This window comes from Ruegeria sp. (assembly GCF_965199275.1).
Classification (GTDB): Bacteria; Pseudomonadota; Alphaproteobacteria; order Rhodobacterales; family Rhodobacteraceae; genus Ruegeria.
This window is the reverse complement of record NZ_CBDAQX010000035.1, coordinates 181,455-208,169: the sequence shown is the minus strand read 5'-3', so window position 1 is coordinate 208,169 and position 26,715 is coordinate 181,455. Positions and strand designations below refer to the sequence as shown.

The following is a 26,715-nucleotide window of genomic DNA, read 5'->3' as shown; positions in this document are numbered from 1 at the left end:
AGCGCGGTCATGAGCGTCGGAACTTCGCAAAGTACTGCCGGGGTATTTTCCAACACGCGCACGGTGACCGTGCCAAAGCTGGTGCTTCCCGATGTCCTTAAGCCCAACACGCGCCTTAAGATGGACGGTCTTGAGTTCCTTTCCGCTATACCTGCGGACGCAGTTCCAGTCGCATTCTTCGATCCCCAATACCGTGGCGTGCTTGAAAAGCTGGCATATGGGAACGAAGGCAAAGTTCGTGGAAAACGCCGCAGCGCCCTACAGCAAATGCCGGAGGAGGCCATCGCCAATTTTATTCGCGGAATAGATCGTACGCTTATCCCATCAGGCCATCTCTTTTTATGGGTGGATAAGTTTCACCTTTGCCAAGGTATTCACCCGTGGCTGGACGGAACGAGGCTGGACATTGTGGATCTTTTAACGTGGAACAAGGGTACATTTGGTATGGGCTATCGCACTCGGCGCAGAGGAGAATACTGCATAGTACTACAGAAACAGCCGCGTAAGGCAAAAGGCGTGTGGAAAATACATAACATTCCAGATGTAATTCAAGAACAAGTATCCCAGCGGGATCACCCACATTCCAAACCAATAGACATACAAGGTCAACTCATGGCCGCCGTGAGCCACGAAGGCGATTTTGTAATTGATCCGGCTGCCGGGTCGTTTTCGGTTCTGCAAGCGGCACGAAACCATGGCCGCACCTTCCTTGGTTGCGACTTGAACGGTTAGATTATGGCACGATTACGGGATGCCAAACCAAAGAACACATCTGGTTCTTACGCCCGGTTGTTTGGGAATGAAGCGTTAGGTGAATTGGCCAGCAAGATACAGTCAGCTGTAATCTCATCGGGGTCAGAACTGGAATCGATGATCGTGGAAGCTGTTCCCAACATCCCTAATCTGGACACCTTTTTGGAACAAGAAATCATGCCTGAGGGCGTGTTGCTTGCCCGAAAACGTGAAATTAAACGAAGTCGGACCTTGGATTTTTCGGGATCAGAGCCTGACTTTATGGTTTTCAAGCGCCGAAAAGGCGAGCAAAACTGCCATATAGTTGAGTTGAAGGACGGTCATGTGTTCGACACAAAAAAAGCTAGCGCAGAGAGGCAGTCAATGCACGGGTTCATTCAACGCAACGCCCAGCATATTCAATATCGGTTCCAGGCACACTTTTGTGCTTTCAATCAAGAAGACAAGCAAGCGATCTGGGAAGGATTCAAGAAGAGAATTTCAATCGATGAGGCAATGACAGGTCGGGAGTTTTGTGATTTGTTGGAAATTGATTACGACAGTATTGTGCGGGCGCGTCAGGCCGACGGCCCCGACAACGTAGAGTTTTTGTTGACCGAACTGGCTAAAATTGAACCAATCCAAACCCGCTTGCGAGAACTTCTCGGCTAAAACCAATGTATTCAATTTAGGAATTCGCATGACAAACCAACGTTACAATGCAGACCTGCCTGAACCCGCCGATCTGCACATCAGATCGAACAAATATCAACCGACCAAGGCTGAGTTGGAAGAAGAAATCGACATGCCTGAAATGTCATTGGATGAAATCAGGGCTGCATTCATGCGGCCAATGAGTATCAAGAAGCCTGATTAAAGAGAGCGCAGAGTGCTAAAATACCTTGCGCGGTTTTCGTTTTTATCGCGTCAATATGCGACAGTCCACTATAAAAATGTTACTTAAGTATATAATTCCCTTGTCTTTGGCATCGCGAATTACGTCATTCCACTGATGATCGGCGCGCGGGACGTCGCCTTTCCAGTGATGAACCAGATCAGCCTGGGGCTGACGGTTTCGGCCGGCATGATGCTGATGGTGTCGCTGGTGGTCGGAGAGTTCTCGACCGGGGGATGGACCGCTTATCCGCCCTATACCGGGGCCGCGTTCAACCCTGGTGTGGGACCCGATTACTGGATCTGGGCCATCGTCGTGTCGGGGATCGGAACGACTCTGACCGGGATCAATTTTGCCGCCACGATCTACAAGCTGCGCGCGCCGGGTATGACGTTCATGCGGCTGCCGATGTATTGCTGGACGATCATCTGCAGCTCAATCCTAATCGTCTTTGCGATGCCGCCGCTCGGGGTCGCGGCCTTGTTGCTGGCCGCTGATCGCTATCTGGACTTTCATTTCTTCACCAACGACCTCGGCGGCAACATGATGAACTACGCCAACCTGTTCTGGCTGTTCGGCCACCCCGAGGTTTACCTGCTGGTCCTGCCCGCCTATGGCATCTATTCCGAGGTTTTCGCGACCTTTTCGGCCAAGCGCATCTATGGTTATACCTCGCTGGTGATTGCCACCATGTCCATCGCGGTCCTGTCTTTCACAGTCTGGCTGCACCACTTCTTCACAATGGGCCAAAGCGCGCTGATCAACGCCGTGTTCGGCATCGCGACCATGCTGATTGCCATTCCAACCGGAGTGAAAGTCTATGACTGGATGGCAACGCTCTGGCGGGGCCGTATCCGGTTTTCGGTTCCAATGCTCTATGGGCTGGCTTTCCTGATGCTGTTTGTCATTGGCGGCCTTAGCGGAGTGATCTTGGCCAACCCAACCGTCGACTATCAGGTCCACAACACCTTGTTCCTCGTGGCGCATTTCCACAATGTTCTGCTGCCCGGCGTGCTGTTTGGCTTGCTGGCGGCCTACAACTACTGGTTCCCGAAGGCGTTTGGCTTTCGCCTGCATGAAGGGTGGGGCAGGGTGACGGTTGCGCTCTGGACTGTTGGGTTCATGCTGACCTTCCTACCGCTCTACTTTGTCGGCCTTATGGGCATGCCGCGCCGGTCGTTCAGTTGGGAGGACCCGAGCTTTCACCCCTATATGATCGTCGCGGTGATCGGAGCATTGGTCATCACAGCCGCGCTGCTATCGGTTCTGGTCCAGCTTTGGGTCAGCATCCGCGACCGCGACAAAACCCGCGTTCCTGTGGGCGACCCTTGGGATGGCCGCTCGTTGGAGTGGTCCATCCCGGCACCGCCACCGCCCTATAACTTTGCGATCATCCCGCAAGTAACCGCGCGGGATGACTTCGCCACCGCCAAAGAGCGCGGCACGGCCTACCCCACCCCTGACGCCTATGAGGATATCGATGTACCGCGCAATACCGGGATCGGGTTCATCCTCTGCGTGACCAGCGGCATCTGGATGTTTGCGCTGGTCTGGTGGATCTGGTGGCTGGCAGCGCTGATGACGGTTGCTATGATCCTTGCCTTCATCCTCTGGACCTTCGACACCAGCACCGAAATCACCATTCCCGCCGAGGAGGTCCGCAAGGAACACGAAGCCTGGCTTGCACTGGTTCACAGCGAAACCGCCGTGGATCGCGACCACGAGACAGCGACGGATAACCGAGGCCTTGCCCGACCAGATATGGAGGCGGTGACATGAAACGTGCCCCGACCCATAGCTATCCCGGCATCAACCTCGGTGAACGCCACGCTAGCGCTCATAAAGCGTCCGAGGTCGTCACCTTCGGCTTCTGGGTCTTCCTGATGAGCGATCTGGTTTATTTCGGCCTGATGTTCGCGATCTACATCACCATGATCGACGCGCAGGCGGGTGGTCCCGGCCCGCACGAGCTGTTCGACCTCAAAAGCATCTTCGCGCAGACCATGATCCTGTTGACCAGCAGCCTGACCGTTGGGTTGGCCATGCTGGCTCTGAAATACAACCTGCCACGGTCAAAGATCATTCTGTGGTTCGGAGTAACGCTGTTCCTTGGCCTCAGCTTCCTTGTGCTGGAGGTCCGGGACTTCATGGCAATGGTCGAGAAGGGCGGTATCCCGCAGCGCAGCGGCTTCCTTTCTGCCTTCTACGGGCTGGTGCCATTGCATGGGCTGCACGTGGCGGCGGGCTGTGTTTGGTTGATTGTTTTGGGCATACAACTGCGGGTCATGGGCATGATCGATCTGGTCATCTCCCGCGTCGTGCGGCTTGCTTTGTTCTGGCACTTTCTCGACCTGATCTGGATCGGCATCATCACAATCGTCTATTTCGGAGGTCTGACCTATGGATAAACGCTCCGAAATGCATCGACGCGAGCGGCGGCGCTATGTCATCGGCTATGGAGGTTCGCTGCTTTTAACACTTGCGATGTTTGGCGTTGCGCAGGTGTTTGGTATTGAAACGACCGGAGTGTATCTGACCATCGGTCTGTTGGGTCTGGCGCAGTTGATCTTTCAACTGGTCTATTTCCTGCACATAGATCGTCGTCGCAGCAGCCGCGAGGATCTGGATCTGATCCTATTCTCGACCCTTGTTCTGTTGATCATCATTCTCGGAACGGTCTGGATCTTGGGCAACCTTGCGGTCCGAATGCATATGCACGCAATGTAGCCGGTACGTCAGCGTGTTATGACGAGACCCAACCACAACGCGCCCCAACACATCACAAGGCTGACGACGATATTGCCTGCGGCCAGAGCCAGAGTTTGCTTGCGTCGCAGCTCTAGCGATTGATAGGCGAAGCTGGAAAAAGTGGTAAACCCGCCGCAAAAGCCGAATACCAGCCGCTTTTCCTGCTCGCCCATGTCGACGGGGCCTCCCAGATAGCCCAGCCACAGCCCAAGCAACAGGCTGCCAAGCACGTTCACTATCAAGGTTGAGAGAGGGAGGTCATGCGTGATCCGCAACGCCACCCAATGACGAAGAACGTAAGCGTAACGTGTAGAAAAGCGTGCAATTTTGACCCCCTAAGCGGGGAAATCGGCGTCCAAATTTGACCCCTCCCTATGGTTGTAGACATCCTTTTCATTGAGCAGTCGATGGAGAGGCAAGCGGGATGATTTGCGTGGAAACTATTAGAAAAGTGCGTCGCTTACACCTGATCGAAAAAAAGAGCATCAAGGAAATTTGCCGTTCGCTCAATTTGAGCCGTGCAACGGTTCGAAAGATAATCCGATCGGGAGTGACGGAGTTCAAATATGAGCGCAAATCGCAGCCATACCCGGTGCTCGGGCCTTGGCGCGCGCGTCTGGATGAAACGCTTGAGGAGAACGAGGCGCTTCCGAAGAAACACCGCAAGCGGATGACCAAAATCTGGAAGGAACTCTCCGATGATGGTTTTGGCGGCGGGTATGACAGTGTTCGACGCTACACAAAGAATTGGCGCATTGCGCACGGCCGACAACAGGCGCAGGCGTTCATCCCGCTGATCTTTGATCCTGGGGAGGCGTACCAGTTCGACTGGAGTGTGGAGACGGTTTTGATGGACGGTGCACTCACGACCGTGAAGGTTGCCCATTTCAAACTTTGCCATAGCCGCATGCCATTCTCCATTGCCTATCCGCGCGAGACGCAGGAGATGGTCTTTGATGCCCACGACGAGGCCTTCAAATTCTTTGGTGGAGGCTGCATCAACGGGATCTACGATAACATGACGACCGCCGTCGATGCGATCCTGTCGGGCAAGGAAAGAAAGTTCAACAAGGCATTCTCCCGGATGTGTTCTCATCATCTGGTGAACCCGATCGCCTGTACGCGCGCGGCCGGTTGGGAGAAGGGTCAGGTTGAGAATCTGGTCAAGGAGAGCCGCGCCTATAGTTTTACACCGCGTCTGGAGGTGGCCGACTTCGATGAATTGAATGCCCGGCTGCAAAAAGACGCGATCAAACGCGCAAAAGAACTGCGGCATCCGGAAAACCTGGAGGTGACGGTCTGGGAGGAGTTCCAGCAGGAAAAGCCGCTGCTGACGCATCTGCAGAAGCCCTTCGTCGGGTTCCGTGAAAAGACGGTCGCCGTGAGCCGAACCTGCCTGATCAACTTCGAAAGAAACAAATACAGCGTTGAGGCAAGAGCTGTTGGACGTCAGGTCCAGTTGCAGGTCTACGCCACGCGGATTGTCCTGCGCCAAGACGGTGAGATTGTCGGAGAGCACGAACGGTGCTTCGGCCGAGGAAAAACGATCTTCAACCCTTGGCACTATGTGCCCGTCCTCAAGCGCAAGCCTGGCGCTCTGCGCAATGGAGCACCGTTCCGTGACTGGGACCTACCACCGGCAATGACGCAGATCTGGACCCATCTGCGGGGCACATCCGACGGAGACCGGCAACTTGCCGATATTCTTTTCGCTGCTTACCAGCACGACATTGATGTGGTCGAGGCTGCCTGCGAAGAAGCTCTAAAATCTGGCCTGCGCAAGGCCGATGCGATCCTGAACATTGTCTCTCGGCGCACCAATCCCCCGCCGCCAAAGGCGATTGAGCCGCCTGCCCACCTGCAGCTGAAAATGGCACCGATCGCGGATTGCGCTCGCTATGACAGGCTTGGAGGCTCCCATGCAACTGCGTAAGGAAATTCTCGAACTTGCCCGTCAACTGAAGTTGCCAGGCATCGTCAACTGCTTTGACGAAGTGATGCAGGCCGCAGCCAAAAACAACTGGCGGCCCCAACAGGTCGTGGCCGAACTCCTCACGGCCGAACTGGCCGAAAAGACTGCGCGCTCGATCCGGTATCAGATGGGTGCCGCAAAGTTCCCGGTCTGCAAGTCCTTACCTGAGTTCGACTTCACGGTCAGCCCCGTCAACGAGGAAGTCGTGCGCAATCTTCATGACGGCGATTTTATGGACCAGGCCAGGAATGGCGTGCTGGTCGGTGGAACCGGATCGGGCAAAACGCATCTCGCAACAGCGATCGGGGGCCACGCGGTCAATAACCGCCGGCGGGTCAGGTTCTTCAGCGCTGTGGATCTCGCGAACAAGCTGGAGGCTGAACATCGCGAAGGCAACGCCGGGCGGCTCAGCGAGCAGCTGATCCGCGTCGACCTCGTGATTATAGACGAACTCGGTTATCTGCCGTTCGCAGAGTCTCCTGACTTCCGACCTTTTTGTTGATCTGACTGGGTTTTTGGTTTGTTTTCAGGTGTGGTTGCTCAGAGGCGCGTTGTAGTGCCCCATTATTATAAAAAGTATTGACATGGGCCTTCAGATGGCTAACCTCTTCGCCCATGTTCATCCGCACCAAACATGACGCAAAGCTCAACCGCACACGGATCCAGATCGTTGAATCCGTCCGCACCGGCTCCAAGGTACGCCAGAAGATCCTGCGCCATGTGGGTGTGGCCCATAACGACAGCGAGATTGAGGATATCAAGCGTCTGGCGGGCCGCTTGATGGAGCAATTACGCATTGATCGCTCGCCGCAAATGGAACTGTTCACGCCCACGGAATATGCCGATCTGCAGGCGCTGGTGCGCCGCGCTCCGCGGCCGGACAAGCTTGGCGTTGATCTTGCCGAGTGCCGTGAGGAGGCGCGGGTCTCTCTGGGTCTGCGGGATGTCATGGGGACGATGTATGACCAACTGGGTTGGGGGGCCCTTCTGGGGGCGGCGCGTAAAAGTGCCAATCGCATTGTGAAAGAGCTGGTTATGGCGCGGATCGCACAGCCCGAGAGCAAGCGCGCGACCGTGGAGGCGTTGGAGAACCAGGCAGGCATCACGCTCAATCTGGACGTGGTCTATCGGAGCATGGATTACATCAATACGCCGGTGATAGACGGGATTTGCAAAACCTCTCACGCGGCGGCAGAGAAGTTGCTGGGCGGGCCAGTGACCGTGCTGTTCTACGATTGCACGACCCTGGCCTTTGACACCGAGCGCGAGGACCCGGCCGAGGATGCGGACGGGGTCGAGCAGGATCATCTTCTGGCCAAGGGCTTCAGCAAGGATGGCAAGCATCACCGCGCTCAGGTCATGCTGGCGCTGATCGTCACCTCCGATGGGCTGCCTGTGGGCTATGAACTCTTCCCGGGAAACACCTGGGAAGGTCATACGCTGGAAGCTGCGCTGAAGGCGTTGGAGGGACGCTTCGACGTGGCCAGGGTCACGTTCGTGGCCGATGCCGCCATGCTCAGCAAGGACAACCAGCAGATGTTGCAGAACAAGGGTCTGCCCTACATCCTCGGCTATCGCATGAAGTCCGCCCCGGCCGCCGTGAAGGCGAACATTTTGAGCCCGGAGGGACGCCAGCCTTGGGCTGGACACGGTTCTGAAGAGGCAACCGAGAAGGGCTGGTACAAGGTGATCGACCAGGAGGGAGCGCGGGTCATTGTGACCTGGTCACCCACCCGGGCACGCAATGATGCCCACAAGCGCGACAAGGCAATCGAAAAGCTGCACAAGAAGCTCAAGCGCTCTCGCAAACCCGGCAGCTTCAGCAGCCGGGGATATGGCCGCTTCCTGGCCTTCCCCGACAGCGGGGACGTCACGCTGGATGATGCAAAGATCAAGGCAGCGGCACAATGGGACGGGCTGCATGCCATTGTTGTTCATGGTGCGGACGAACTGGAGGCACAGGACGTCATTGCCCGCTATCACCAGTTGTGGGAGATCGAAGCCTGCTTCCGCACCAACAAGCACGATCTGAAAATCCGGCCCATCTATCACTGGTCGCCGCGTCGGGTCCGGGCCCATATCGCCATCTGCTACATGGCCTTCTGCTGCCTGCAGCACCTGCGCAAGCATCTGGACCTGCTCGGACACCCGATGAGCCCGGCTCGTATCCGCAACGAGTTGAACGCATTGCAGCTCTCGATCCTGCGCCACAAAGGCACCCCTGACCGCTACGGCATGCCAAGCCATGCCACGGTCGATGCCAGACGCATCCTCACCTGCGTCGGCCTGACCTGGAACGAAGCCCCTTTCAAGATACCCCCCGGGCGCACCCGAAAAACTGGCCAGACCAAAGCCTGAGCTCCCTCAACACTCCGAAACAATCGCTGGCGAAAAAAGTCCGTGTAGTGCCTTTTGGCAACCAAGGCATAATAATATCAATGACTTATACGAAAAAATGTCGGAAGTCAGGAAACAAATACAGCGTTGAGGCAAGAGCTGTTGGACGTCAGGTCCAGTTGCAGGTCTACGCCACGCGGATTGTCCTGCGCCAAGACGGTGAGATTGTCGGAGAGCACGAACGGTGCTTCGGCCGAGGAAAAACGATCTTCAACCCTTGGCACTATGTGCCCGTCCTCAAGCGCAAGCCTGGCGCTCTGCGCAATGGAGCACCGTTCCGTGACTGGGACCTACCACCGGCAATGACGCAGATCTGGACCCATCTGCGGGGCACATCCGACGGAGACCGGCAACTTGCCGATATTCTTTTCGCTGCTTACCAGCACGACATTGATGTGGTCGAGGCTGCCTGCGAAGAAGCTCTAAAATCTGGCCTGCGCAAGGCCGATGCGATCCTGAACATTGTCTCTCGGCGCACCAATCCCCCGCCGCCAAAGGCGATTGAGCCGCCTGCCCACCTGCAGCTGAAAATGGCACCGATCGCGGATTGCGCTCGCTATGACAGGCTTGGAGGCTCCCATGCAACTGCGTAAGGAAATTCTCGAACTTGCCCGTCAACTGAAGTTGCCAGGCATCGTCAACTGCTTTGACGAAGTGATGCAGGCCGCAGCCAAAAACAACTGGCGGCCCCAACAGGTCGTGGCCGAACTCCTCACGGCCGAACTGGCCGAAAAGACTGCGCGCTCGATCCGGTATCAGATGGGTGCCGCAAAGTTCCCGGTCTGCAAGTCCTTACCTGAGTTCGACTTCACGGTCAGCCCCGTCAACGAGGAAGTCGTGCGCAATCTTCATGACGGCGATTTTATGGACCAGGCCAGGAATGGCGTGCTGGTCGGTGGAACCGGATCGGGCAAAACGCATCTCGCAACAGCGATCGGGGGCCACGCGGTCAATAACCGCCGGCGGGTCAGGTTCTTCAGCGCTGTGGATCTCGCGAACAAGCTGGAGGCTGAACATCGCGAAGGCAACGCCGGGCGGCTCAGCGAGCAGCTGATCCGCGTCGACCTCGTGATTATAGACGAACTCGGTTATCTGCCGTTCGCAGAGTCTGGTGGACGATTACTCTTCCATCTCATCAGCAAACTGTACGAGCGAACGTCTATTCTGCTAACAACCAACCTCGCATTTGCTGAATGGCCGAGTGTGTTCACAGATGCCAAAATGACCACTGCTCTCCTGGATCGACTGACACACCATTGCGATATCATCGAAACCGGGAACGAAAGCTGGCGAATTAACCACCGCGACTAACCTCGAAATCGGGGAATAAATTCAAAACAGACAGCAGGTCAAACCTTCAGTCGAGCTACGCTCTCTTTTCGGTTTGACCTGCTGTCCACCCCCTCCTGAATCAACCTAAACACGACCCCCTCAACGCCCCTCTTAGCTCCAAGGGGGGTCAAATTTGGACGCCGATGGGGGGTCATTATTCAATGCCGATTGACAGTGTCGACGTGAACCGGCCCAAAATATCTCGCAGTTGCGCCCCTGCCAAAGCCTTCAAACCGTCCGTCATCAACAGCATGCCTACAAGGAACAGGCCGATGCCGCCCAGGGCTGGTAACAGGTTCCAGAGCATCACGAATTGCCTTCCACCCTAAATCTCAAAACCCCCTTACATGTTTGCTTTGTCTTTAAGTCTGACGACAAACGACAGTTGGTTGGGATTCAGCCTCGCAGACCTGCGGCCGCGAGTTGATTGACATAGATCAAAGCACCAACAGGAATCACATAGTGAAATACGAATGTTTCAGCTTGTTCTACGTTCACCGGTCTGTCCCCAAGCAAACACAAAGGTGAACGGAATTCTGAAGGAGTGGAAGTTCCACCCACTGGGGGCTCGGCAGAAGTGGTGGCGAGCCCCCAGGTAGTTTATTGGCGCCCTATGCGCCCAGACGTTGAGACACAAGGCATTCGGTGCAACTTTGACCATCTGATCGCGCCGCTCCGCCAATCGCGGACAAAACTGGGAAGGACGCCACTGACGACGTTCTGAATGAGCAGTTGGTGAAAATCGCTTATGAACTCTGTTGATCCAAACGAACAGAAACTCAGACGAGCCCTTACTACCCCGTTGCTCACGCTCTATGGCCTTGGGGTAACGGTCGGAGCGGGTATTTACGTTTTAGTCGGCGCGACAGCAGATATTGCCGGACCGTTTGCAGCGTTTTCGTTCGTTGTAGCCGCGCTTGTCGTATCACTCACCGCGCTTTCATATGCAGAACTCGCAACGCGATTTCCCGTCAGCGCAGGTGAAGCAGCCTATGTTGAGGCGGGATTCCAGAAAAGATGGATGGCGGTTTTCGTCGGGCTCGCGGTCGCAGCTTCTGGAATTATCTCTGCCTCTGCAGTTGCAATTGGCGCAGCGTCATACCTGCACGCTTTAACCGGTTTTGCGATCCCTGTTTTGACCATCAGCGTCGTTTTGATCATGGGTCTAATCGCGCTCTGGGGGATAACTGAGTCGGTCTTCGTTGCGGCTGTTATTACGATCATCGAGATCGCAGGCCTTCTATTTGTGATTGGCTGGGGCATGTCGGTTCAGGATCCGCAGGGATACCGGATCAGTTCGATGCTTCCGCCGCTTGAACTCGACGCGTGGAGAGGCATTTTCGCGGCATCACTCCTCGCCTTCTTTGCATTTGTTGGCTTCGAGGACATGGCCAATGTCGCGGAAGAGGTCAAAGACCCCGTCCGCACGATCCCAAAAGCGATTTTACTTACGCTCGTTCTGGCGACCGTGTTGTATCTGGGAACGTCAATGACGGTTCTACTTGTTGTTCCGATCGATGTTCTGTCGACATCTGCAGCCCCCCTCGCGCTTGTGTTTTCAAACGCACCCGAGGTGATCAAACAAGGCTTTTCCGCAGTCGCGATTGTGGCGACAGTCAATGGAGTACTGATCCAGATGATCATGGCCTCGCGCGTGATCTACGGCCTGGCGGACCGTGACCATTTGCCAAAGGTTTTGGCGGTTGTCCCGAAAGCAACTCAGACACCAGTTGTCGCTACTTTACTGGTCGTGGCGATCATCGTTCTGCTGACCCAAACTATACCGATTGGTACTCTGGCAGAGCGCACGTCTCAGATCGTTCTAGGTGTCTTTGTACTGGTCAATGTCGCGCTGATCCTGCTGAAGATGAAGCCGGACGAGGCCGCCAAACACTTCCGCGTTCCTCTTGTGGTACCAATCTTTGGGGTGATCACCAGTACATTGCTTTTCGGATCTGGATTTCTCTAACTAGATACAACGACCCAAAGGCCTCAACGAGCTGCCACGGCATATGACGACTGACCAAACTTCCATAGGATCAAAGCTTTCGGCCTGGTGGCATAGAACGTTTGTGGATCTGGCTCAGCAGCTGCAATGGTCTTATTTGCCGCCACTGATGGTCTATTTCGCGGCTGGCGTGTCCGGCCTGACCTCGGTCGTAGGCGCTTTTTTTCTAAAAGATTATCTCGATTTATCCGCCTCTTTCGTTGCAGGACTTGCATTTTGGGCCGGTCTCCCTTGGATCCTCAAAATGCCACTTGGCCATGTCGTGGACTTATTTTGGCGTTGGAAGTCCTTGCTGATCTTGTTCGGCGCATCCTTGATCACATTGTCTTTGCTCACAATGTACGGTCTCGTGACCGCGCCTGCACAGATGTCCAAGTTCATGCCGTTGGAAGACTGGTATGTTGTTGCCCTCCTCTTGGCGCCTTCCGGCTACGCCATTCAGGATGTTGTCGCTGACGCCATGACTGTTGAGGCGGTCCCAAAGGTTGACCAGCGCGGCCTACCGTTTACGCCAGAAGAAACCCGTGCTCAGCACACGACGATGCAAACCTTGGGCAGAGTTTCGATCATTTCCGGGTTCGCGGCGGTTGCGGCTGTAAACATCTGGATATTCTCTGGGACCGAAGAACTGCAAAAATCCGAACGCCTTGCGCTTTATGGCCAAGTATACCTGATAGCTCTGGCCATACCGGTGTTGTCCGTCAGTGGAGTGGTTCTTCACAGCTTTATCCAGCGTCAGCTTGTCAAGCGCGGCCACCCGCCACATACGCCGGATGAAGCCACCGAAGTCAGATGGTCCATATTGCTCGGCGGTCTTGCATTCGTTTTGCTTAGCATCGTGCTGGGAACCGCGGATTTCGAATTTGCGCAAGAGACCGTTTTTGCGGTTTCCCTGACGGTGATCCTCTACCTCATGTCGCGTCTGCTGAAAGAGTTGGAACCGGCCCAAGCTAAAGCCCTAATCGGGACAGCGACAATCATTTTTGTATTCCGCGCTGTGCCGCTACCGGGACCAGGCCTGACATGGTTTGAAATCGATGAACTGGGGTTCGATGAGCAATTCCTGGCAATATTGGCTTTGTTGACTTCGATGCTGGCCCTGTTCGGGTTAGTCGTCCTTCGACCATTTATGGCCAATCGCTCCATTGCGCATGTGGTGGTGTTGCTGACGATTGCGGCGGGCGTTCTCGCCCTGCCCAACCTTGCGCTCTACTATGGCGTGCACGAATGGACGGCGGCGCGTACCGGCGGAGTTATCGATGCAAGGTTCATTGCCATTCTTGATACAGCCGTTGAGTCGCCGCTTGGACAGATCGCCATGGTCCCGATGTTGGCTTGGATCGCACGCAATGCCCCTGTTCAGTTGAAAGCGACCTTCTTTGCGGTGATGGCATCGTTCACAAACATGGCTCTGTCGGCCAGCAGCCTAAGCACCAAATACCTCAACCAGACATACGTCGTCACGCGCGCTGTCACAAACCCGGAAACCGGTGAGGTCACGTCAACCGCTGACTACAGTCAACTTGGGTACTTGCTGATCTCCGTGGCCGTGATCTCGGTGATCGTTCCACTGGTCACAGTGTTTTTCGTTCAAAACTCACGCTTCCGAACGAGCGAATGATCACTGACTTTCCGCCTCTTTGTAGAAAAGCGTGCAATTTTGACCCCCTAAGCGGGGAAATCGGCGTCCAAATTTGACCCCTCCCTATGGTTGTAGACATCCTTTTCATTGAGCAGTCGATGGAGAGGCAAGCGGGATGATTTGCGTGGAAACTATTAGAAAAGTGCGTCGCTTACACCGTAAGCGTAACGAGGTGCTCACCCATTTTTTGCCTCGCGCGCTAGCCCCTGCGCTGTCAGATTTTCCTTATCGTAACAGGGATAAGGATTTTCTCCATGGAGTCGATGACGGAGTTCCTCCGCTCGTTGGGCGTTGAGTATCAAGTTGATGGCCGTCGCCGATGGTCGCATGATGCGAAGGCATACATTGTTGCCGAGACTTTGAAGCCGGGGGCGACGGTAAAAGCTGTGGCTGGTAAATTCGGGGTCAATGCGAACCGATTGTCGGAATGGCGTTGTCTGGCAAAAGATGGGAAACTGGTGCTTCCAGCTCCGGAGCCTGATGAACATGTTGAGTTTGCGCCCGTGGTTCTTTGTGACGGTGATGAGGCAAGTGTTCAGCCGCAGGTTCGCCCGCCATCGTCACCAGCGGAAAAGGTCGAGATCGTTTTCCGCGGGGTGTCGATCAATTTGGGCACCGATACATCGGCACAGCGAATTGCCGAGATTGCCCGAGCGGTTGGGGTTGTTGAATGATTTTCCCTGCACAGAAGTTGCGCATTCTGGTCAGCACACAGCCGGTGGATTTTCGCAAGGGTCATGATGGCTTATGTGCTCTGGTGCAGTCGGTTCTGCGGGAAGACCCGTTCAGCGGGACGGTGTTCGTATTTCGCGCGAAGCGAACGGATCGGCTGAAGCTGGTTTTTTGGGATGGGTCAGGTCTGGTTATGGCTTATAAGCGTCTGGAAGATACAGACTTCGTCTGGCCTGCTATTCGCGATGGGGTGATGACGCTGAACAGAGCACAGTTTGAGGCGCTTTTTTCTGGTCTGGACTGGCGGAAGGTCAAACCTGTCGAGACGCGGCGGCCAACTGCGGCAGAGTGAATCAGGCGGTTGATTGGGCAGGATTTAGAAGTTCGGGCTGTGTATGCTCGCAGGTATGACTGCCGACTCCAATGGTTTCAATCTTGATGCTCTGCCCGCCGAACATAAAGAGGCTGTTCAGGCCTTTGTCGAGGACAATGCACGTCGGGTTGCCGAGTTGGAGGAACTGACAACCAAGCAGAGCGCCTGCATATCAGATCAGGGGGCGCACATTGCAGATCAGGCCCAGCAAATATCGGATCAAGATCGGCAGATAACGGGTCAAGACCAACAGATTGCAGAGCAAAACGCTTTGATCCTTCGTTATGAAAGCCTGATTGCGGAATTGAAGCGGGCGCTTTACGGCAAGAAATCGGAAAAACTAACTCAGGACGAGCGTAATCTCGGGGCCGAAGATCTTGAAGTTGCGCTCAGCGAGGCGGAGGCCTCAAGCGAGGCAGCCACTCAATCCTGTGACAAAGAGAAAAAGGCAAAGCCCAGGAAAGCGCCTGAGCGCAATATCGGCAATCTGCCTGAAGATCTGCCGCGGATCGAACAGGTGATCGAACCTGACAGTGTTGAATGTCCGTGCGGATGCGGCGCGATGCATAAGATTGGTGAAGATCGCAGTGAACGGCTGGACATCGTGCCCGCGCAGTTGCGTGTGATCGTAACGGTCCGTCCGAAATATGCCTGCCGGTCATGTGCTGGAGGCGTGAAACAAGCACCGGGACCATCGTGGCTGATCGAGGGCGGACTTCCGACCGAAGCGGCCATCGCGCACGTGTTGGTCAGCAAGTATGCAGACCACCTTCCTCTGTACCGTCAATCGCAGATACTTGTGCGCTCTGGCATCGACATTCATCGCGCCACGCTCGCGGGCTGGGTCGGAAAGGCCGCGTTCCACCTCAAGCCGGTTGTTGAGCGGCTGGCGGAACACCTGAAGTCTTCGACCAAACTGTTCATGGATGAAACCACGGTCCCAGTCCTCGATCCGGGAGAGGGTAAAACGAAAACCGGTTATTTCTGGACGTTGGCACGTGACGACCGATCCTGGAGGGGCGATGCACCACCAGGGGTTGTTTATTTCTATGCACCCGGTCGGGCTGGCGAAAACGCAGAGAAGTTTCTCAAGGGGTTCAACGGTGTTCTGCAGTTGGATGGGTATCAGGGGTATAATCGGTTGATGCGGCCAACGCGGAAAGGGGGCTCTCCGATCCGAGCCGCCTATTGTTGGAGCCACGCTCGCCGCAAACTGAAGGAGGTCTTTGACCGCGACAAGTCCGGGATCGCAGCAGAGGGCTTGCGTCGGATTGCCGAATTTTACGCAATTGAAACTGAAATTCGGGGCCTTCCACCCGAACAGCGCCTGTCTGCGCGCCAGACACAAACCGCGCCCTTGGTTGCCGAGTTCGGCACCTGGCTTCAGGAGCAGCGCCTGCAGGTCTCTAAAAAATCCAGACTTGGTGAAAAGCTCAACTACATTCACAAACATTGGGACGGCTTGCAGGTCTTTCTCAGTGACGGCCGGGTTGAGATCGACTCCAACAACGTCGAAAATCTCCAAAGACCAATTGCCCTTGGGCGGAAAAACGCACTGTTTGCGGGTCATGATGAAGGCGGCGCCAGTTGGGGCCGTATCGCATCTCTGATACAGACCGCGAAGTTGAACGGCGTGGAACCCAATGCATATCTGACCTCAACGCTCCAAAAAATAGCAGCCGGTCACCCCCAAAGCCGTATCGACGAGCTCCTGCCATGGAACTTTCAAAAGTCAAGCTGAAATGCCATGTGTGTGCCTCGTTACGCTTACCTTACACCTGATCGAAAAAAAGAGCATCAAGGAAATTTGCCGTTCGCTCAATTTGAGCCGTGCAACGGTTCGAAAGATAATCCGATCGGGAGTGACGGAGTTCAAATATGAGCGCAAATCGCAGCCATACCCGGTGCTCGGGCCTTGGCGCGCGCGTCTGGATGAAACGCTTGAGGAGAACGAGGCGCTTCCGAAGAAACACCGCAAGCGGATGACCAAAATCTGGAAGGAACTCTCCGATGATGGTTTTGGCGGCGGGTATGACAGTGTTCGACGCTACACAAAGAATTGGCGCATTGCGCACGGCCGACAACAGGCGCAGGCGTTCATCCCGCTGATCTTTGATCCTGGGGAGGCGTACCAGTTCGACTGGAGTGTGGAGACGGTTTTGATGGACGGTGCACTCACGACCGTGAAGGTTGCCCATTTCAAACTTTGCCATAGCCGCATGCCATTCTCCATTGCCTATCCGCGCGAGACGCAGGAGATGGTCTTTGATGCCCACGACGAGGCCTTCAAATTCTTTGGTGGAGGCTGCATCAACGGGATCTACGATAACATGACGACCGCCGTCGATGCGATCCTGTCGGGCAAGGAAAGAAAGTTCAACAAGGCATTCTCCCGGATGTGTTCTCATCATCTGGTGAACCCGATCGCCTGTACGCGCGCGGCCGGTTGGGAGAAGGGTCAGGTTGAGAATCTGGTCAAGGAGAGCCGCGCCTATAGTTTTACACCGCGTCTGGAGGTGGCCGACTTCGATGAATTGAATGCCCGGCTGCAAAAAGACGCGATCAAACGCGCAAAAGAACTGCGGCATCCGGAAAACCTGGAGGTGACGGTCTGGGAGGAGTTCCAGCAGGAAAAGCCGCTGCTGACGCATCTGCAGAAGCCCTTCGTCGGGTTCCGTGAAAAGACGGTCGCCGTGAGCCGAACCTGCCTGATCAACTTCGAAAGAAACAAATACAGCGTTGAGGCAAGAGCTGTTGGACGTCAGGTCCAGTTGCAGGTCTACGCCACGCGGATTGTCCTGCGCCAAGACGGTGAGATTGTCGGAGAGCACGAACGGTGCTTCGGCCGAGGAAAAACGATCTTCAACCCTTGGCACTATGTGCCCGTCCTCAAGCGCAAGCCTGGCGCTCTGCGCAATGGAGCACCGTTCCGTGACTGGGACCTACCACCGGCAATGACGCAGATCTGGACCCATCTGCGGGGCACATCCGACGGAGACCGGCAACTTGCCGATATTCTTTTCGCTGCTTACCAGCACGACATTGATGTGGTCGAGGCTGCCTGCGAAGAAGCTCTAAAATCTGGCCTGCGCAAGGCCGATGCGATCCTGAACATTGTCTCTCGGCGCACCAATCCCCCGCCGCCAAAGGCGATTGAGCCGCCTGCCCACCTGCAGCTGAAAATGGCACCGATCGCGGATTGCGCTCGCTATGACAGGCTTGGAGGCTCCCATGCAACTGCGTAAGGAAATTCTCGAACTTGCCCGTCAACTGAAGTTGCCAGGCATCGTCAACTGCTTTGACGAAGTGATGCAGGCCGCAGCCAAAAACAACTGGCGGCCCCAACAGGTCGTGGCCGAACTCCTCACGGCCGAACTGGCCGAAAAGACTGCGCGCTCGATCCGGTATCAGATGGGTGCCGCAAAGTTCCCGGTCTGCAAGTCCTTACCTGAGTTCGACTTCACGGTCAGCCCCGTCAACGAGGAAGTCGTGCGCAATCTTCATGACGGCGATTTTATGGACCAGGCCAGGAATGGCGTGCTGGTCGGTGGAACCGGATCGGGCAAAACGCATCTCGCAACAGCGATCGGGGGCCACGCGGTCAATAACCGCCGGCGGGTCAGGTTCTTCAGCGCTGTGGATCTCGCGAACAAGCTGGAGGCTGAACATCGCGAAGGCAACGCCGGGCGGCTCAGCGAGCAGCTGATCCGCGTCGACCTCGTGATTATAGACGAACTCGGTTATCTGCCGTTCGCAGAGTCTGGTGGACGATTACTCTTCCATCTCATCAGCAAACTGTACGAGCGAACGTCTATTCTGCTAACAACCAACCTCGCATTTGCTGAATGGCCGAGTGTGTTCACAGATGCCAAAATGACCACTGCTCTCCTGGATCGACTGACACACCATTGCGATATCATCGAAACCGGGAACGAAAGCTGGCGAATTAACCACCGCGACTAACCTCGAAATCGGGGAATAAATTCAAAACAGACAGCAGGTCAAACCTTCAGTCGAGCTACGCTCTCTTTTCGGTTTGACCTGCTGTCCACCCCCTCCTGAATCAACCTAAACACGACCCCCTCAACGCCCCTCTTAGCTCCAAGGGGGGTCAAATTTGGACGCCGATGGGGGGTCATTATTCAATGCCGATTGACAGCGCGGCTTCTACGCAAGCCAGAGTTGGGTCGGTAAGCGTGACATCGTGCCAAAAAAGACGGGGCGCGCTGGAAACAAAGCGCGCCCCTATCTCAGGGAGGAGAAACCGATCTCGCGTTCGAAACACACCATGAACGCTAACTCGCTACAGTATCGACTATGGCGGCTTTCGATTTTGCGTTCAGCAATGTTGTTCACACAGCGCACAGAGTTTTCAGATTTTTCGAACGCGCAAAGCTTTGTTGTCACCAAGTGCTCTTGACCTTTGTTCCCAAAGATTGGTGTGAGCCGACCATTTGAGCAGGGCAACGTACTGTTTTTGCATGAAAGTGGTGCCCCCACACGGACTCGAACCGCGGACCTACTGATTACAAATCAGTTGCTCTACCAGCTGAGCTATAGGGGCACTTTTTCAACTCGGTCCTTTGGTGTAGAGCCAGATCTTTTTCTCGTTCAGATCAAGCCACGAAAGGCTAAGTTTTAAAAGTTAGAGCGTCACCTTGAACATTTTGGTCTATGTTCCCTGGGCAACGGCCAACTGGATGAGCAGGCGTATATGGCAAAATTTTTTGGCCCGCAACCCGCTAATTTACTCAGTTTGCAACGTTGTTCATACACTCCGATTTTAACTGGAGGCAGCCAATGGAACCGTTGGCATCCTTCCGTCGTAGCTTGATCGCATCGGGTCGAAAAATATGGGCGCTCGCCAAGAATACGGATGCTTGGCTCAAAGCGCCAACACGAGGTTCGCAATTGCCGCAACGAGGATAGCAGTGAAGGTCAGGACCATCCCGATCTGACGCAGAATCACGATCTGCGGGCTGCGGCCAAAGCCGTAGGCGTGCAATAGGCGGCCGCTTAACAGACAGAGCCCCAACAGGTTCAGCATCAGCGCCCCGGCGCCCTGAAGCTCGACCATGGTGATCAGCAGCAGTGCAAAGGGCGTGTATTCGATGAAATTGGAATGCGTCCGTATAACCTTAAGCATGTCCGGCTTGCCACCATCGCCATAAGAGACCTTGTCACTGCGGCGCTGGCTGATGACCATGAAGCTCAGCACAATGTAAAGGATCGCCAGCAACGAGGCGTAAACTGGGGTGATGGACAGCATCATGTTCCTCCTGAGTGTGAAAAAGGCCGCCCGGTTCCCCGAGCGGCCCTTGTGCCTTTGAAAACTAAACTGGTTATTCCAGTTCGACCAGCAGGTCCTTTGCGTCAATTTGGCCGCCGGGCTGGACATGGATGGCAGAGACCACGGCGTCGCGTTCGGCGTGGATGCCGGTTTCCATCTTCATCGCCTCAATGGTCAGCAGCAGATCGCCTTCCTTGACCTCTTGGCCTGCGGTGACAGCAACGGTCGCCACAACACCTGGCATCGGCGCGCCGATATGGTTGGCATTGCCGACCTCGGCCTTCGGGCGGGCCTGTGTGGTGGCCGTCACAAGGCGGTTGGGTACCCGAATGACCCGGGGCTGGCCGTTGAGTTCGAAGAACACTTTGACCTCGCCTTTCTCGTCGGTCTCACCGATGGCCTGACAGCGGATTTCCAGCGTCTTGCCCGGATCGATCTCAGCCGTGATCTCTTCGCCCGGCTCCATACCGTAGAAGAAGGTGCGGGTCGGCAGGGTGCGCACGGGACCATAGGTGCGGTGACGGCCCATGTAGTCGAGGAACACCTTCGGATACATCAGGTAGCCGTTCAGATCCTCGTCATCGACCTCTTTGCCGTCCAGCTGCTTGGACAGGTCGGCGCGGGTGGCCTCGAGATCGACGGCGGGTACGTTCTGGCCCGGACGCTCGGTATTGGGGGCCTCGTCCTTGAGAACCTTTTGCAGGATCGCAGGCGGGAAGCCACCGGGAGGCTAGCCCAGATTGCCGCGCATCATATCCACGACCGAGTCGGGGAAGGCCACATCGGTTGCAGGGCTTTCCACTTCCTCTCGTGTCAGGCCCTGGCTGACCATCATCAGCGCCATGTCACCGACAACCTTGGACGACGGCGTCACCTTCACGATGTCACCGAACATCTGGTTCACGTCAGCATAGGTTTGCGCGACCTCGTGCCAGCGCTCTTCCAGCCCCAGGGAACGCGCTTGCGCCTTGAGGTTGGTAAACTGGCCGCCGGGCATCTCGTGCAGATACACCTCAGAGGCCGGAGCCTGCAGGCTGGATTCAAAGGCCGCGTACTGGCCACGCACAGCCTCGAAGTAATCGCTGATCTCACGGATCGACTTGATGTCCAGGCCGGTATCCCGCTCAGTATGGCGCAGCGCTTCGACCACAGTGCCCAGCGTGGCCTGAGACGTGTTGCCTGAGAAGCTGTCCATTGCGCAATCTACCGCGTCGACGCCGGCCTCAGACGCCGCCAAAATGGTGGCGCTGGCGATGCCTGCGGTGTCATGCGTGTGGAAGTGGATCGGCAGACCGACCTCTTCCTTCAGAGCGCGGATCAGGATCTTGGCCGAGGCTGGTTTCAATAGACCTGCCATGTCTTTCAGGCCAAGAATATGCGCCCCTGCATCGCGCAGCTCTTTCGCCATGCCGACATAGTACTTCAGGTCGTATTTCGAGCGATCCGGGTCCAGAATGTCGCCAGTATAGCAAACGGTGCCTTCACAGATCTTGCCGCTTTCAACGACCGCATCCATGGCCACGCGCATGTTTTCAACCCAGTTGAGAGAGTCGAACACGCGGAACACATCAATCCCTTGCGAGGCCTGACGCACGAACTCTTGCACCACATTGTCTGGGTAGTTGGTATAGCCAACACCGTTAGCGCCGCGAAGCAGCATCTGCGTCATCAGGTTCGGCATCCCCTCGCGCAGGTCGCGCAGGCGCTGCCACGGGCATTCCTGCAGGAAGCGATAGGCCACGTCGAACGTCGCGCCGCCCCAGCATTCCACCGAGAACAGCTGCGGCAGGTTCGCGGCATAGCTGGGCGCGACCTTGATCATATCGATCGAGCGCATCCGTGTCGCCAGCAACGACTGGTGACCATCGCGCATCGTGGTGTCTGTGATCAGTAGCTGGCGCTGGGCTTTCATCCAGTCGGCCACGGCCTGCGGGCCCTTTTGCTCAAGCAGGTTGCGCGTGCCCATCTGGGGTTCGGCTTTCTGGGCAGGAGCCTTGGCTTCTTTCAGATCGGCGCGCGGCTCGGGGCGATCCTTGGTCTCTGGATGGCCGTTGACTGTGATGTCCGCGATATAGGTCAAAACCTTGGTGCCCCGGTCACGGCGCTTTTTAAAGGCGAACAGGTCCGGCGTCTCATCGATGAACTTGGTTGTATATTCATTCGACAGGAAGGTCGGGTGCTTCAACAGGTTTTCCACGAAAGCAATGTTGGTCGATACACCGCGCACGCGGAATTCACGCAGGGCACGGTCCATCCGGGCAATCGCCTTTTCAGGGGTTGGTGCCCAAGCGGTGACCTTAGTCAGCAGCGAGTCATAGTAGCGCGTGATTACGCCGCCCGCATAGGCAGTGCCGCCATCCAAACGGATGCCCATACCTGTGGCCGAGCGATAGGCGGTGATGCGGCCATAGTCCGGGATGAAGTTGTTCAGCGGGTCTTCGGTGGTCACACGGGTCTGCAGAGCGTGGCCGTTCAGGCGGATCTCATCTTGGTTCGCTTTGCCAGTGGCCTCGGCCAGCGTCTTGCCCTCTGCGATCAGGATCTGAGCTTGCACGATGTCGATACCGGTGACCTCTTCGGTGACGGTGTGCTCCACCTGAACGCGGGGGTTCACCTCGATGAAGTAGAACTTGCCGGTGTTCATATCCATCAGGAATTCGACAGTGCCGGCGCATTCATAGTTCACATGGGCGCAGATGCGGCGGCCCAGTTCACAAATCTCGGCGCGTTGTTCTTCGGTCAGATAGGGGGCAGGGGCGCGTTCAACGACCTTCTGGTTCCGGCGCTGGACCGAGCAGTCTCGTTCATACAAGTGGTAGATCTCACCATGCTTGTCACCAAGGATCTGAACCTCGACGTGACGGGCACGGGTGATCATCTTTTCCAGATAGCCCTCACCGTTGCCGAATGCGGCCTCGGCTTCGCGGCGGCCTTCCAGAACTTTCTCTTCCAGCTCATCCTCGGACAGGATCGGGCGCATGCCGCGTCCACCGCCGCCCCAGCTGGCCTTTAACATCAAAGGGTAGCCGATCTCGGCCGCCTCTTTCTTGATCGCGGCCATGTCATCGCCCAGAACTTCGGTGGCGGGGATAACCGGCACGTCAGCGGCAATGGCAACCTTTCGGGCACTGGCCTTGTCGCCCAGGGCGCGCATGGTTTCGGCCTTAGGGCCGATGAACGTGATGCCGTTCTGAACACAGGCATCCACGAAGTCCGGGTTCTCGGACAGCAGGCCGTAGCCGGGGTGGATCGCGTCGGCACCCGATTCCTTGGCGACGCGGATGATCTCGTCAATCGACAGATATGCCGCGACGGGGCCAAGACCTTCGCCAATGCGATAAGCTTCGTCCGCCTTGAAGCGGTGCAGGCCTAACTTGTCTTCTTCGGCAAAGACCGCAACGGTGCGTTTCCCCATCTCGTTGGCTGCGCGCATCACGCGAATGGCAATCTCGCCGCGATTGGCGATCAGGATCTTCTTGAAATCGGTCATTTTGGGTCCCGGTCTTGGTGTTTCGGCCGTGTTCATAGGCGGAGAATACGCGCAGGTGTATCAGTGGTTCTGGGTATAACCGGCATGTTAACGCTCGCAAACGGCCATTGTTCGCGCGTTTCTTGTAGCGTTGCTGCGTCGCAGCATCAATCTTTGTGATGAATCGTCTTGATTTGGGTAAGGTCGGCAAGGCCCATCTGTCCCATATTTGCGAGCATATCTTGCCTTAACAGGTCAATCACATGCGCTGGTCCCTTGGGGCCAAGTGCTGCCAGCCCATACAAAAAGGCCCGTCCAAGCATGACGAAATCGGCCCCTTTGGACAAAGCGCGAAGGATGTCCAACCCGCCTTCGATGCCGCTGTCGAAGATCAGAGGCAGGCTGGTAACACTGCGAATCTCCGGTAGAACTTCGATGCTGGCAGGGGCACCGTCAAATTGACGCCCTCCGTGGTTTGAGACCCAAAGCGCGTCCACCCCGGCTTGTTCAAGCATTTCGACATCGTCGGGGCGCATGATTCCCTTGATTACGAAGGGCCCATCCCACTGATCTCGCAACCGTTTGACGTATTCCATGTCCGGTGACGTGCGCAGCAAGTATCCGACATGGGCCGTGAGCGGCATCGATTTTGTGTTGTCGATGTACTTGTCCAACGTGCGCATTTTGGGCATGCCCTGTCGCAGCATCCCAAAAGCCCAAGCGGGGCGCCGCGCGACTTGGGCCAGCAATCTCGGCGTCAGCCTTGGCGGATGGGTCAGCCCTGAGCGTGTCTGACGCTCTCTGCGGGACGCGACAGGAACATCTGCTGTCAGGACTAAAGTTTTAAATCCTGCCTGTCGGGCGCGGGCCAGAAAATCTGCTCGAATCTCGGGATCCCTAGGCGGGTAAAGCTGGAACCAGGCGTTTTCACCCAGATGAGAGGCCAGATCCTCCGGGGATTGGCTGGCCACCGTTGACAATGTGTAAGGCAAAGAGGCCTGCGCAGCCGCACGCGCCAAGATGCCTTCTGCGTCCGGCCAGATCAGACCCGACATGCCGATCGGCGCGGTTCCGAAGGGAAGTGGGCACTCCTGCCCCAGGAAACGCGTGCTGGTGTCGTATTCCAGTTCACCTTTTAGAATCGCGGGGAGTAGCCGTACCGAGTCCAGTGCCGTTCGGTTTCGAAGCATGGCCGTTTCGGTCCCTGTTCCGCTTTCGGTATACTCCCAAAAAAAATGCGGAAGCCGTCGTCGGGCGCGTCGTTTCAGGTCGGCAATGCCGGGATAGGTGCTGTGCAGGTCCATGGCGTTTGATCCGACCTACACTGTGATTCGGCAAGGGGATCACGCCGCGTCAGGCTTATGTTTGAGCGATTTTGGCCCCGGACGTTCAGCCGCCGAGTCGGCATGCCCACTTGCAACGCGCACTTGATTTCGGCCGTTATCCTTGGCTGAATAGAGGGCATCATCGGCCGCTCGCATCAAGTCTTGCGGCATCGTCCCATGTGCAGGGTAATGCGCGACTCCAACCGAGATCGTGATCCGAGGCAGTGACTTGTCGCCATATCTGACCGACACCGCCTCGACCGCTTGGCGCAGGGTTTCAGCCCGTGTCACCGCATCATCCGGCGTGTTGTCGGGGAGAATAAGCATGAATTCCTCGCCACCGATGCGGCAGGCGATCTCATCGCGGTCGCAGCCCTGTTCCAAGGCGGCGCCCACAGCGCGCAGAACCATATCACCCGCGTCATGCCCATGTGTGTCGTTGAATTTCTTGAAATGGTCCACATCGACTGCAATCAGGCTGAGCGGTGCTCCGGTCTGCTGGCTGCGGCTGATTCCCCGGCGGAGGCTGTCGGTCATGTGGCGTCGGTTGAACAATCCTGTCAGAGGATCGCGCACTGATTGGTCATGCAATTGATCACGCATCCGGACATTGGCAATCGCCATGCTTATCTGTTCCGCGCAGAGCTGCGCCAGTTTCTTGCTGGCGCGAAAGGCCTCGCATTTCCCCTCATGGGCACGCAGATGTAGCAAGCCGACCGTTTCGCCATGCGCGAGTATCGGAAAGCAGAAATAAGCCCGACCGTCATGTGGTTCGGCATGCTCGCAGACAAAATCAATCTCGGAGGCACCGAATTCATAGGTCCGTCCACGGCGCAAGCCCCAGCAGCCCTCGGGGTGGATATGCGCCTTGTGGGTGCCACCGTTCCAACTGGCGCACCCGTCCAGAACATCGCGCGAGTTGGAATAGACATAAACGCTGCCTTCAGCCTCGGGCAGTATATGCGTCATGAAACGTGAGACCATGTCGAACAACTCGTCCAGCGAGCGGCTGGATTGCAGCCATTCATTCAATTCACCCAGCAACCGGACCTCGCGCGCGAGACGCAGTTGGTCGTCCATCAACTCTCGTTCTTTCTCCGCACGCACGCGCAGCACGCCCAATTGCCTGCGATTGTTACGATGTACGATCAGGATCACCGCCGACAAGGCCAGCAGGACCACCGCACTGATCGCGATCAGCGACATGCGAACCCGATCAATGAACAGGTTCCTCACATCCGTGATGTCGGAATAGAACTCAATCGCGCCGAGGAATTTTCCGCTTTGAATCACAGGCGTATAAATTTCGGCGACGTGGCGGGTGTTGCTGTCCAGATTCTCCAACTGGTTGGCGTTCAGCGAATCCACCTCGGCAATGGGCTTTTCCTCATGCTTGTAGAACAGGTTGCCCATGGCCACCACGTCCGTGAAATAAGGTTTGGTAATCACCGAACCGACATCACCATCGCGGGTCGACCAGAACACCTCACCCGAGGAATCGAACAGCTTGAAGCGGTAGATATCCGAGGTTTCGGGCAGCAAGCTCAGAAAAACCTCATCATGTTGGCTGAGGATATGCCGTTCGAAGCTGGTCTTGACGTCAAAAAGCTGGCTTTCCACTTTCTTTTCCAAGCGTACGGCGTGATGGCGCAGATCCGATTCCAGCATGCGGTCTACAAGAGGTGCGGGCAGAGTATATATCCCCCAACCAGCCAAAGCTGTCAGAGCGACCAGCACTGCCGTGCTGACAAAGACCTTTAGCTTGCCAATAAGGCGTGCTTTTGCCGTCTGTTCCATGCCCACATTCTCCCACAAAGTGCGGAGCAGCATCGGCAAGAGGTTTTGACAGAGTATTAACTT

At 56.1% G+C, this 26,715-nt stretch carries 24 protein-coding genes, 1 tRNA gene and 1 pseudogene; 18 read left to right on the top strand and 8 right to left on the bottom strand.

Annotation, left to right across the window (positions count from 1 at the left end; translation table 11 throughout):
- The first annotated feature begins 9 nt into the window (after positions 1-9).
- The 6 genes from ACOERD_RS29610 (at position 10) to ACOERD_RS29585 (ending at position 4,354) form a co-directional block, all read left to right on the top strand.
- Positions 10-732, top strand: coding sequence for a DNA methyltransferase (locus ACOERD_RS29610; RefSeq protein ID WP_419737677.1), 723 nt, complete (start codon positions 10-12; stop codon positions 730-732).
- A gap of 3 nt (positions 733-735) precedes the next feature.
- Entirely contained in the window at positions 736-1,404 is a 669-nt protein-coding gene (locus ACOERD_RS29605; RefSeq protein WP_419737676.1) for a hypothetical protein, read from the top strand.
- A gap of 28 nt (positions 1,405-1,432) precedes the next feature.
- On the top strand, positions 1,433-1,609 hold the full coding sequence (locus ACOERD_RS29600; RefSeq protein WP_419737675.1) for a hypothetical protein: 177 nt from the start codon (positions 1,433-1,435) through the stop codon (positions 1,607-1,609).
- Positions 1,610-1,720: 111 nt separating this feature from the next.
- The gene (locus ACOERD_RS29595; protein ID WP_419741411.1) at positions 1,721-3,406 is read left to right on the top strand and encodes a cbb3-type cytochrome c oxidase subunit I; all 1,686 of its coding nucleotides are present in this window, start codon (positions 1,721-1,723) and stop codon (positions 3,404-3,406) included.
- On the top strand, positions 3,403-4,035 hold the full coding sequence (locus ACOERD_RS29590) for a cytochrome c oxidase subunit 3 (RefSeq protein WP_419741361.1): 633 nt from the start codon (positions 3,403-3,405) through the stop codon (positions 4,033-4,035). The genes ACOERD_RS29595 and ACOERD_RS29590 overlap by 4 nt, the downstream gene beginning before the upstream one ends.
- On the top strand, positions 4,028-4,354 hold the full coding sequence (locus ACOERD_RS29585) for a cytochrome o ubiquinol oxidase subunit IV (protein WP_419741360.1): 327 nt from the start codon (positions 4,028-4,030) through the stop codon (positions 4,352-4,354). Before ACOERD_RS29590 ends, ACOERD_RS29585 begins: the two co-directional genes overlap by 8 nt.
- 8 nt (positions 4,355-4,362) lie before the next feature.
- Here the strand turns inward: ACOERD_RS29585 and ACOERD_RS29580 are convergent, their stop codons facing one another.
- On the bottom strand, positions 4,363-4,701 hold the full coding sequence (locus tag ACOERD_RS29580; RefSeq protein WP_419741410.1) for a fluoride efflux transporter FluC: 339 nt from the start codon (positions 4,699-4,701) through the stop codon (positions 4,363-4,365).
- 98 nt (positions 4,702-4,799) lie between these two features.
- On the opposite strand from ACOERD_RS29580, the gene istA (ACOERD_RS29575) reads away from it, so the two are divergent.
- The gene (gene istA / locus ACOERD_RS29575) at positions 4,800-6,308 is read left to right on the top strand and encodes an IS21 family transposase (protein ID WP_419737605.1); all 1,509 of its coding nucleotides are present in this window, start codon (positions 4,800-4,802) and stop codon (positions 6,306-6,308) included.
- Positions 6,295-6,849, top strand: coding sequence for an ATP-binding protein (locus ACOERD_RS29570; RefSeq protein ID WP_419741359.1), 555 nt, complete (start codon positions 6,295-6,297; stop codon positions 6,847-6,849). The genes istA (ACOERD_RS29575) and ACOERD_RS29570 overlap by 14 nt, the downstream gene beginning before the upstream one ends.
- Here ACOERD_RS29570 and ACOERD_RS29565 read toward each other — a convergent pair.
- Positions 6,788-6,970, bottom strand: coding sequence for a hypothetical protein (locus tag ACOERD_RS29565; protein WP_419741358.1), 183 nt, complete (start codon positions 6,968-6,970; stop codon positions 6,788-6,790). The two genes, ACOERD_RS29570 and ACOERD_RS29565, sit on opposite strands and share 62 nt — an antisense overlap.
- Here ACOERD_RS29565 and ACOERD_RS29560 point away from each other — a divergent pair.
- From ACOERD_RS29560 to istB (ACOERD_RS29550), 3 genes are all read left to right on the top strand, one after another.
- Positions 6,963-8,705, top strand: coding sequence for an IS1634 family transposase (locus ACOERD_RS29560; protein ID WP_419737624.1), 1,743 nt, complete (start codon positions 6,963-6,965; stop codon positions 8,703-8,705). The genes ACOERD_RS29565 and ACOERD_RS29560 overlap by 8 nt on opposite strands.
- A gap of 80 nt (positions 8,706-8,785) precedes the next feature.
- Complete coding sequence (locus ACOERD_RS29555; RefSeq protein ID WP_419741357.1) at positions 8,786-9,337, top strand: Mu transposase domain-containing protein; 552 nt, start codon at positions 8,786-8,788, stop codon at positions 9,335-9,337.
- Positions 9,324-10,055, top strand: coding sequence for an IS21-like element helper ATPase IstB (istB, locus tag ACOERD_RS29550; protein ID WP_419737606.1), 732 nt, complete (start codon positions 9,324-9,326; stop codon positions 10,053-10,055). The genes ACOERD_RS29555 and istB (ACOERD_RS29550) overlap by 14 nt, the downstream gene beginning before the upstream one ends.
- A 175-nt stretch (positions 10,056-10,230) precedes the next feature.
- Here istB (ACOERD_RS29550) and ACOERD_RS29545 read toward each other — a convergent pair whose 3' ends face one another.
- Positions 10,231-10,386, bottom strand: a complete 156-nt coding sequence (locus ACOERD_RS29545; protein ID WP_419741356.1) for a hypothetical protein — start codon at positions 10,384-10,386, stop codon at positions 10,231-10,233.
- A gap of 438 nt (positions 10,387-10,824) precedes the next feature.
- Between ACOERD_RS29545 and ACOERD_RS29540 the strand changes: the two genes are divergently transcribed.
- From ACOERD_RS29540 to istB (ACOERD_RS29510), 7 genes are all read left to right on the top strand, one after another.
- Positions 10,825-12,045 (top strand): APC family permease, encoded by a 1,221-nt coding sequence (locus tag ACOERD_RS29540; RefSeq protein ID WP_419741355.1) that lies wholly within the window; start codon positions 10,825-10,827, stop codon positions 12,043-12,045.
- Positions 12,046-12,088: 43 nt separating this feature from the next.
- Positions 12,089-13,705, top strand: a complete 1,617-nt coding sequence (locus ACOERD_RS29535) for a hypothetical protein (RefSeq protein WP_419741354.1) — start codon at positions 12,089-12,091, stop codon at positions 13,703-13,705.
- Between the two features lie 284 nt (positions 13,706-13,989).
- Positions 13,990-14,400 carry an IS66-like element accessory protein TnpA gene (gene tnpA, locus ACOERD_RS29530; RefSeq protein WP_419737609.1) on the top strand — a complete coding sequence of 137 codons (411 nt, stop codon included), beginning with the start codon at positions 13,990-13,992 and terminating at the stop codon, positions 14,398-14,400.
- Complete coding sequence (gene tnpB / locus ACOERD_RS29525) at positions 14,397-14,750, top strand: IS66 family insertion sequence element accessory protein TnpB (protein ID WP_419737608.1); 354 nt, start codon at positions 14,397-14,399, stop codon at positions 14,748-14,750. The genes tnpA and tnpB overlap by 4 nt, the downstream gene beginning before the upstream one ends.
- A gap of 55 nt (positions 14,751-14,805) precedes the next feature.
- Positions 14,806-16,512: an IS66 family transposase gene (gene tnpC / locus ACOERD_RS29520; protein ID WP_419737621.1), complete on the top strand. Its 1,707-nt coding sequence runs from the start codon at positions 14,806-14,808 to the stop codon at positions 16,510-16,512.
- A gap of 1 nt (position 16,513) precedes the next feature.
- Positions 16,514-18,016, top strand: a complete 1,503-nt coding sequence (istA, locus tag ACOERD_RS29515; protein WP_419741353.1) for an IS21 family transposase — start codon at positions 16,514-16,516, stop codon at positions 18,014-18,016.
- The gene (gene istB, locus ACOERD_RS29510; protein ID WP_419737606.1) at positions 18,003-18,734 is read left to right on the top strand and encodes an IS21-like element helper ATPase IstB; all 732 of its coding nucleotides are present in this window, start codon (positions 18,003-18,005) and stop codon (positions 18,732-18,734) included. Before istA (ACOERD_RS29515) ends, istB (ACOERD_RS29510) begins: the two co-directional genes overlap by 14 nt.
- A gap of 525 nt (positions 18,735-19,259) precedes the next feature.
- On the opposite strand, the gene ACOERD_RS29505 is transcribed toward istB (ACOERD_RS29510), so the two are convergent.
- The 5 genes and pseudogenes from ACOERD_RS29505 to ACOERD_RS29485 form a co-directional block, all read right to left on the bottom strand.
- Positions 19,260-19,335: transfer RNA gene (locus ACOERD_RS29505), tRNA-Thr, on the bottom strand.
- Positions 19,336-19,656: 321 nt separating this feature from the next.
- The gene (locus ACOERD_RS29500) at positions 19,657-20,040 is read right to left on the bottom strand and encodes an MAPEG family protein (RefSeq protein ID WP_170468037.1); all 384 of its coding nucleotides are present in this window, start codon (positions 20,038-20,040) and stop codon (positions 19,657-19,659) included.
- Between the two features lie 73 nt (positions 20,041-20,113).
- Positions 20,114-23,551, bottom strand: a pseudogene (locus ACOERD_RS29495) (pyruvate carboxylase).
- 146 nt (positions 23,552-23,697) lie between these two features.
- On the bottom strand, positions 23,698-24,834 hold the full coding sequence (locus ACOERD_RS29490) for an alpha-hydroxy acid oxidase (protein ID WP_419741352.1): 1,137 nt from the start codon (positions 24,832-24,834) through the stop codon (positions 23,698-23,700).
- Positions 24,835-24,873: 39 nt separating this feature from the next.
- Positions 24,874-26,652, bottom strand: coding sequence for a diguanylate cyclase (locus ACOERD_RS29485; protein WP_419741409.1), 1,779 nt, complete (start codon positions 26,650-26,652; stop codon positions 24,874-24,876).
- Between the last annotated feature and the right edge of the window lie 63 nt (positions 26,653-26,715).

Bases quoted from the DNA above. Each gene is read 5' to 3' on its own strand.
- ACOERD_RS29610 (WP_419737677.1), top strand. From the start codon at position 10: ATGAGCGTCGGAACTTCGCAAAGTACTGCCGGGGTATTTTCCAACACG.
- ACOERD_RS29605 (WP_419737676.1), top strand. From the start codon at position 736: ATGGCACGATTACGGGATGCCAAACCAAAGAACACATCTGGTTCTTAC.
- ACOERD_RS29600 (WP_419737675.1), top strand. From the start codon at position 1,433: ATGACAAACCAACGTTACAATGCAGACCTGCCTGAACCCGCCGATCTG.
- ACOERD_RS29590 (WP_419741361.1), top strand. From the start codon at position 3,403: ATGAAACGTGCCCCGACCCATAGCTATCCCGGCATCAACCTCGGTGAA.
- ACOERD_RS29585 (WP_419741360.1), top strand. From the start codon at position 4,028: ATGGATAAACGCTCCGAAATGCATCGACGCGAGCGGCGGCGCTATGTC.
- istA (WP_419737605.1), top strand. From the start codon at position 4,800: ATGATTTGCGTGGAAACTATTAGAAAAGTGCGTCGCTTACACCTGATC.
- ACOERD_RS29570 (WP_419741359.1), top strand. From the start codon at position 6,295: ATGCAACTGCGTAAGGAAATTCTCGAACTTGCCCGTCAACTGAAGTTG.
- ACOERD_RS29560 (WP_419737624.1), top strand. From the start codon at position 6,963: ATGTTCATCCGCACCAAACATGACGCAAAGCTCAACCGCACACGGATC.
- ACOERD_RS29565 (WP_419741358.1), bottom strand. From the start codon at position 6,970: ATGAACATGGGCGAAGAGGTTAGCCATCTGAAGGCCCATGTCAATACT.
- ACOERD_RS29555 (WP_419741357.1), top strand. From the start codon at position 8,786: ATGACTTATACGAAAAAATGTCGGAAGTCAGGAAACAAATACAGCGTT.
- istB (WP_419737606.1), top strand. From the start codon at position 9,324: ATGCAACTGCGTAAGGAAATTCTCGAACTTGCCCGTCAACTGAAGTTG.
- ACOERD_RS29540 (WP_419741355.1), top strand. From the start codon at position 10,825: ATGAACTCTGTTGATCCAAACGAACAGAAACTCAGACGAGCCCTTACT.
- ACOERD_RS29535 (WP_419741354.1), top strand. From the start codon at position 12,089: ATGACGACTGACCAAACTTCCATAGGATCAAAGCTTTCGGCCTGGTGG.
- tnpA (WP_419737609.1), top strand. From the start codon at position 13,990: ATGACGGAGTTCCTCCGCTCGTTGGGCGTTGAGTATCAAGTTGATGGC.
- tnpB (WP_419737608.1), top strand. From the start codon at position 14,397: ATGATTTTCCCTGCACAGAAGTTGCGCATTCTGGTCAGCACACAGCCG.
- tnpC (WP_419737621.1), top strand. From the start codon at position 14,806: ATGACTGCCGACTCCAATGGTTTCAATCTTGATGCTCTGCCCGCCGAA.
- istA (WP_419741353.1), top strand. From the start codon at position 16,514: ATGCCATGTGTGTGCCTCGTTACGCTTACCTTACACCTGATCGAAAAA.
- istB (WP_419737606.1), top strand. From the start codon at position 18,003: ATGCAACTGCGTAAGGAAATTCTCGAACTTGCCCGTCAACTGAAGTTG.
- ACOERD_RS29500 (WP_170468037.1), bottom strand. From the start codon at position 20,040: ATGCTGTCCATCACCCCAGTTTACGCCTCGTTGCTGGCGATCCTTTAC.
- ACOERD_RS29490 (WP_419741352.1), bottom strand. From the start codon at position 24,834: ATGGACCTGCACAGCACCTATCCCGGCATTGCCGACCTGAAACGACGC.
- ACOERD_RS29485 (WP_419741409.1), bottom strand. From the start codon at position 26,652: ATGGAACAGACGGCAAAAGCACGCCTTATTGGCAAGCTAAAGGTCTTT.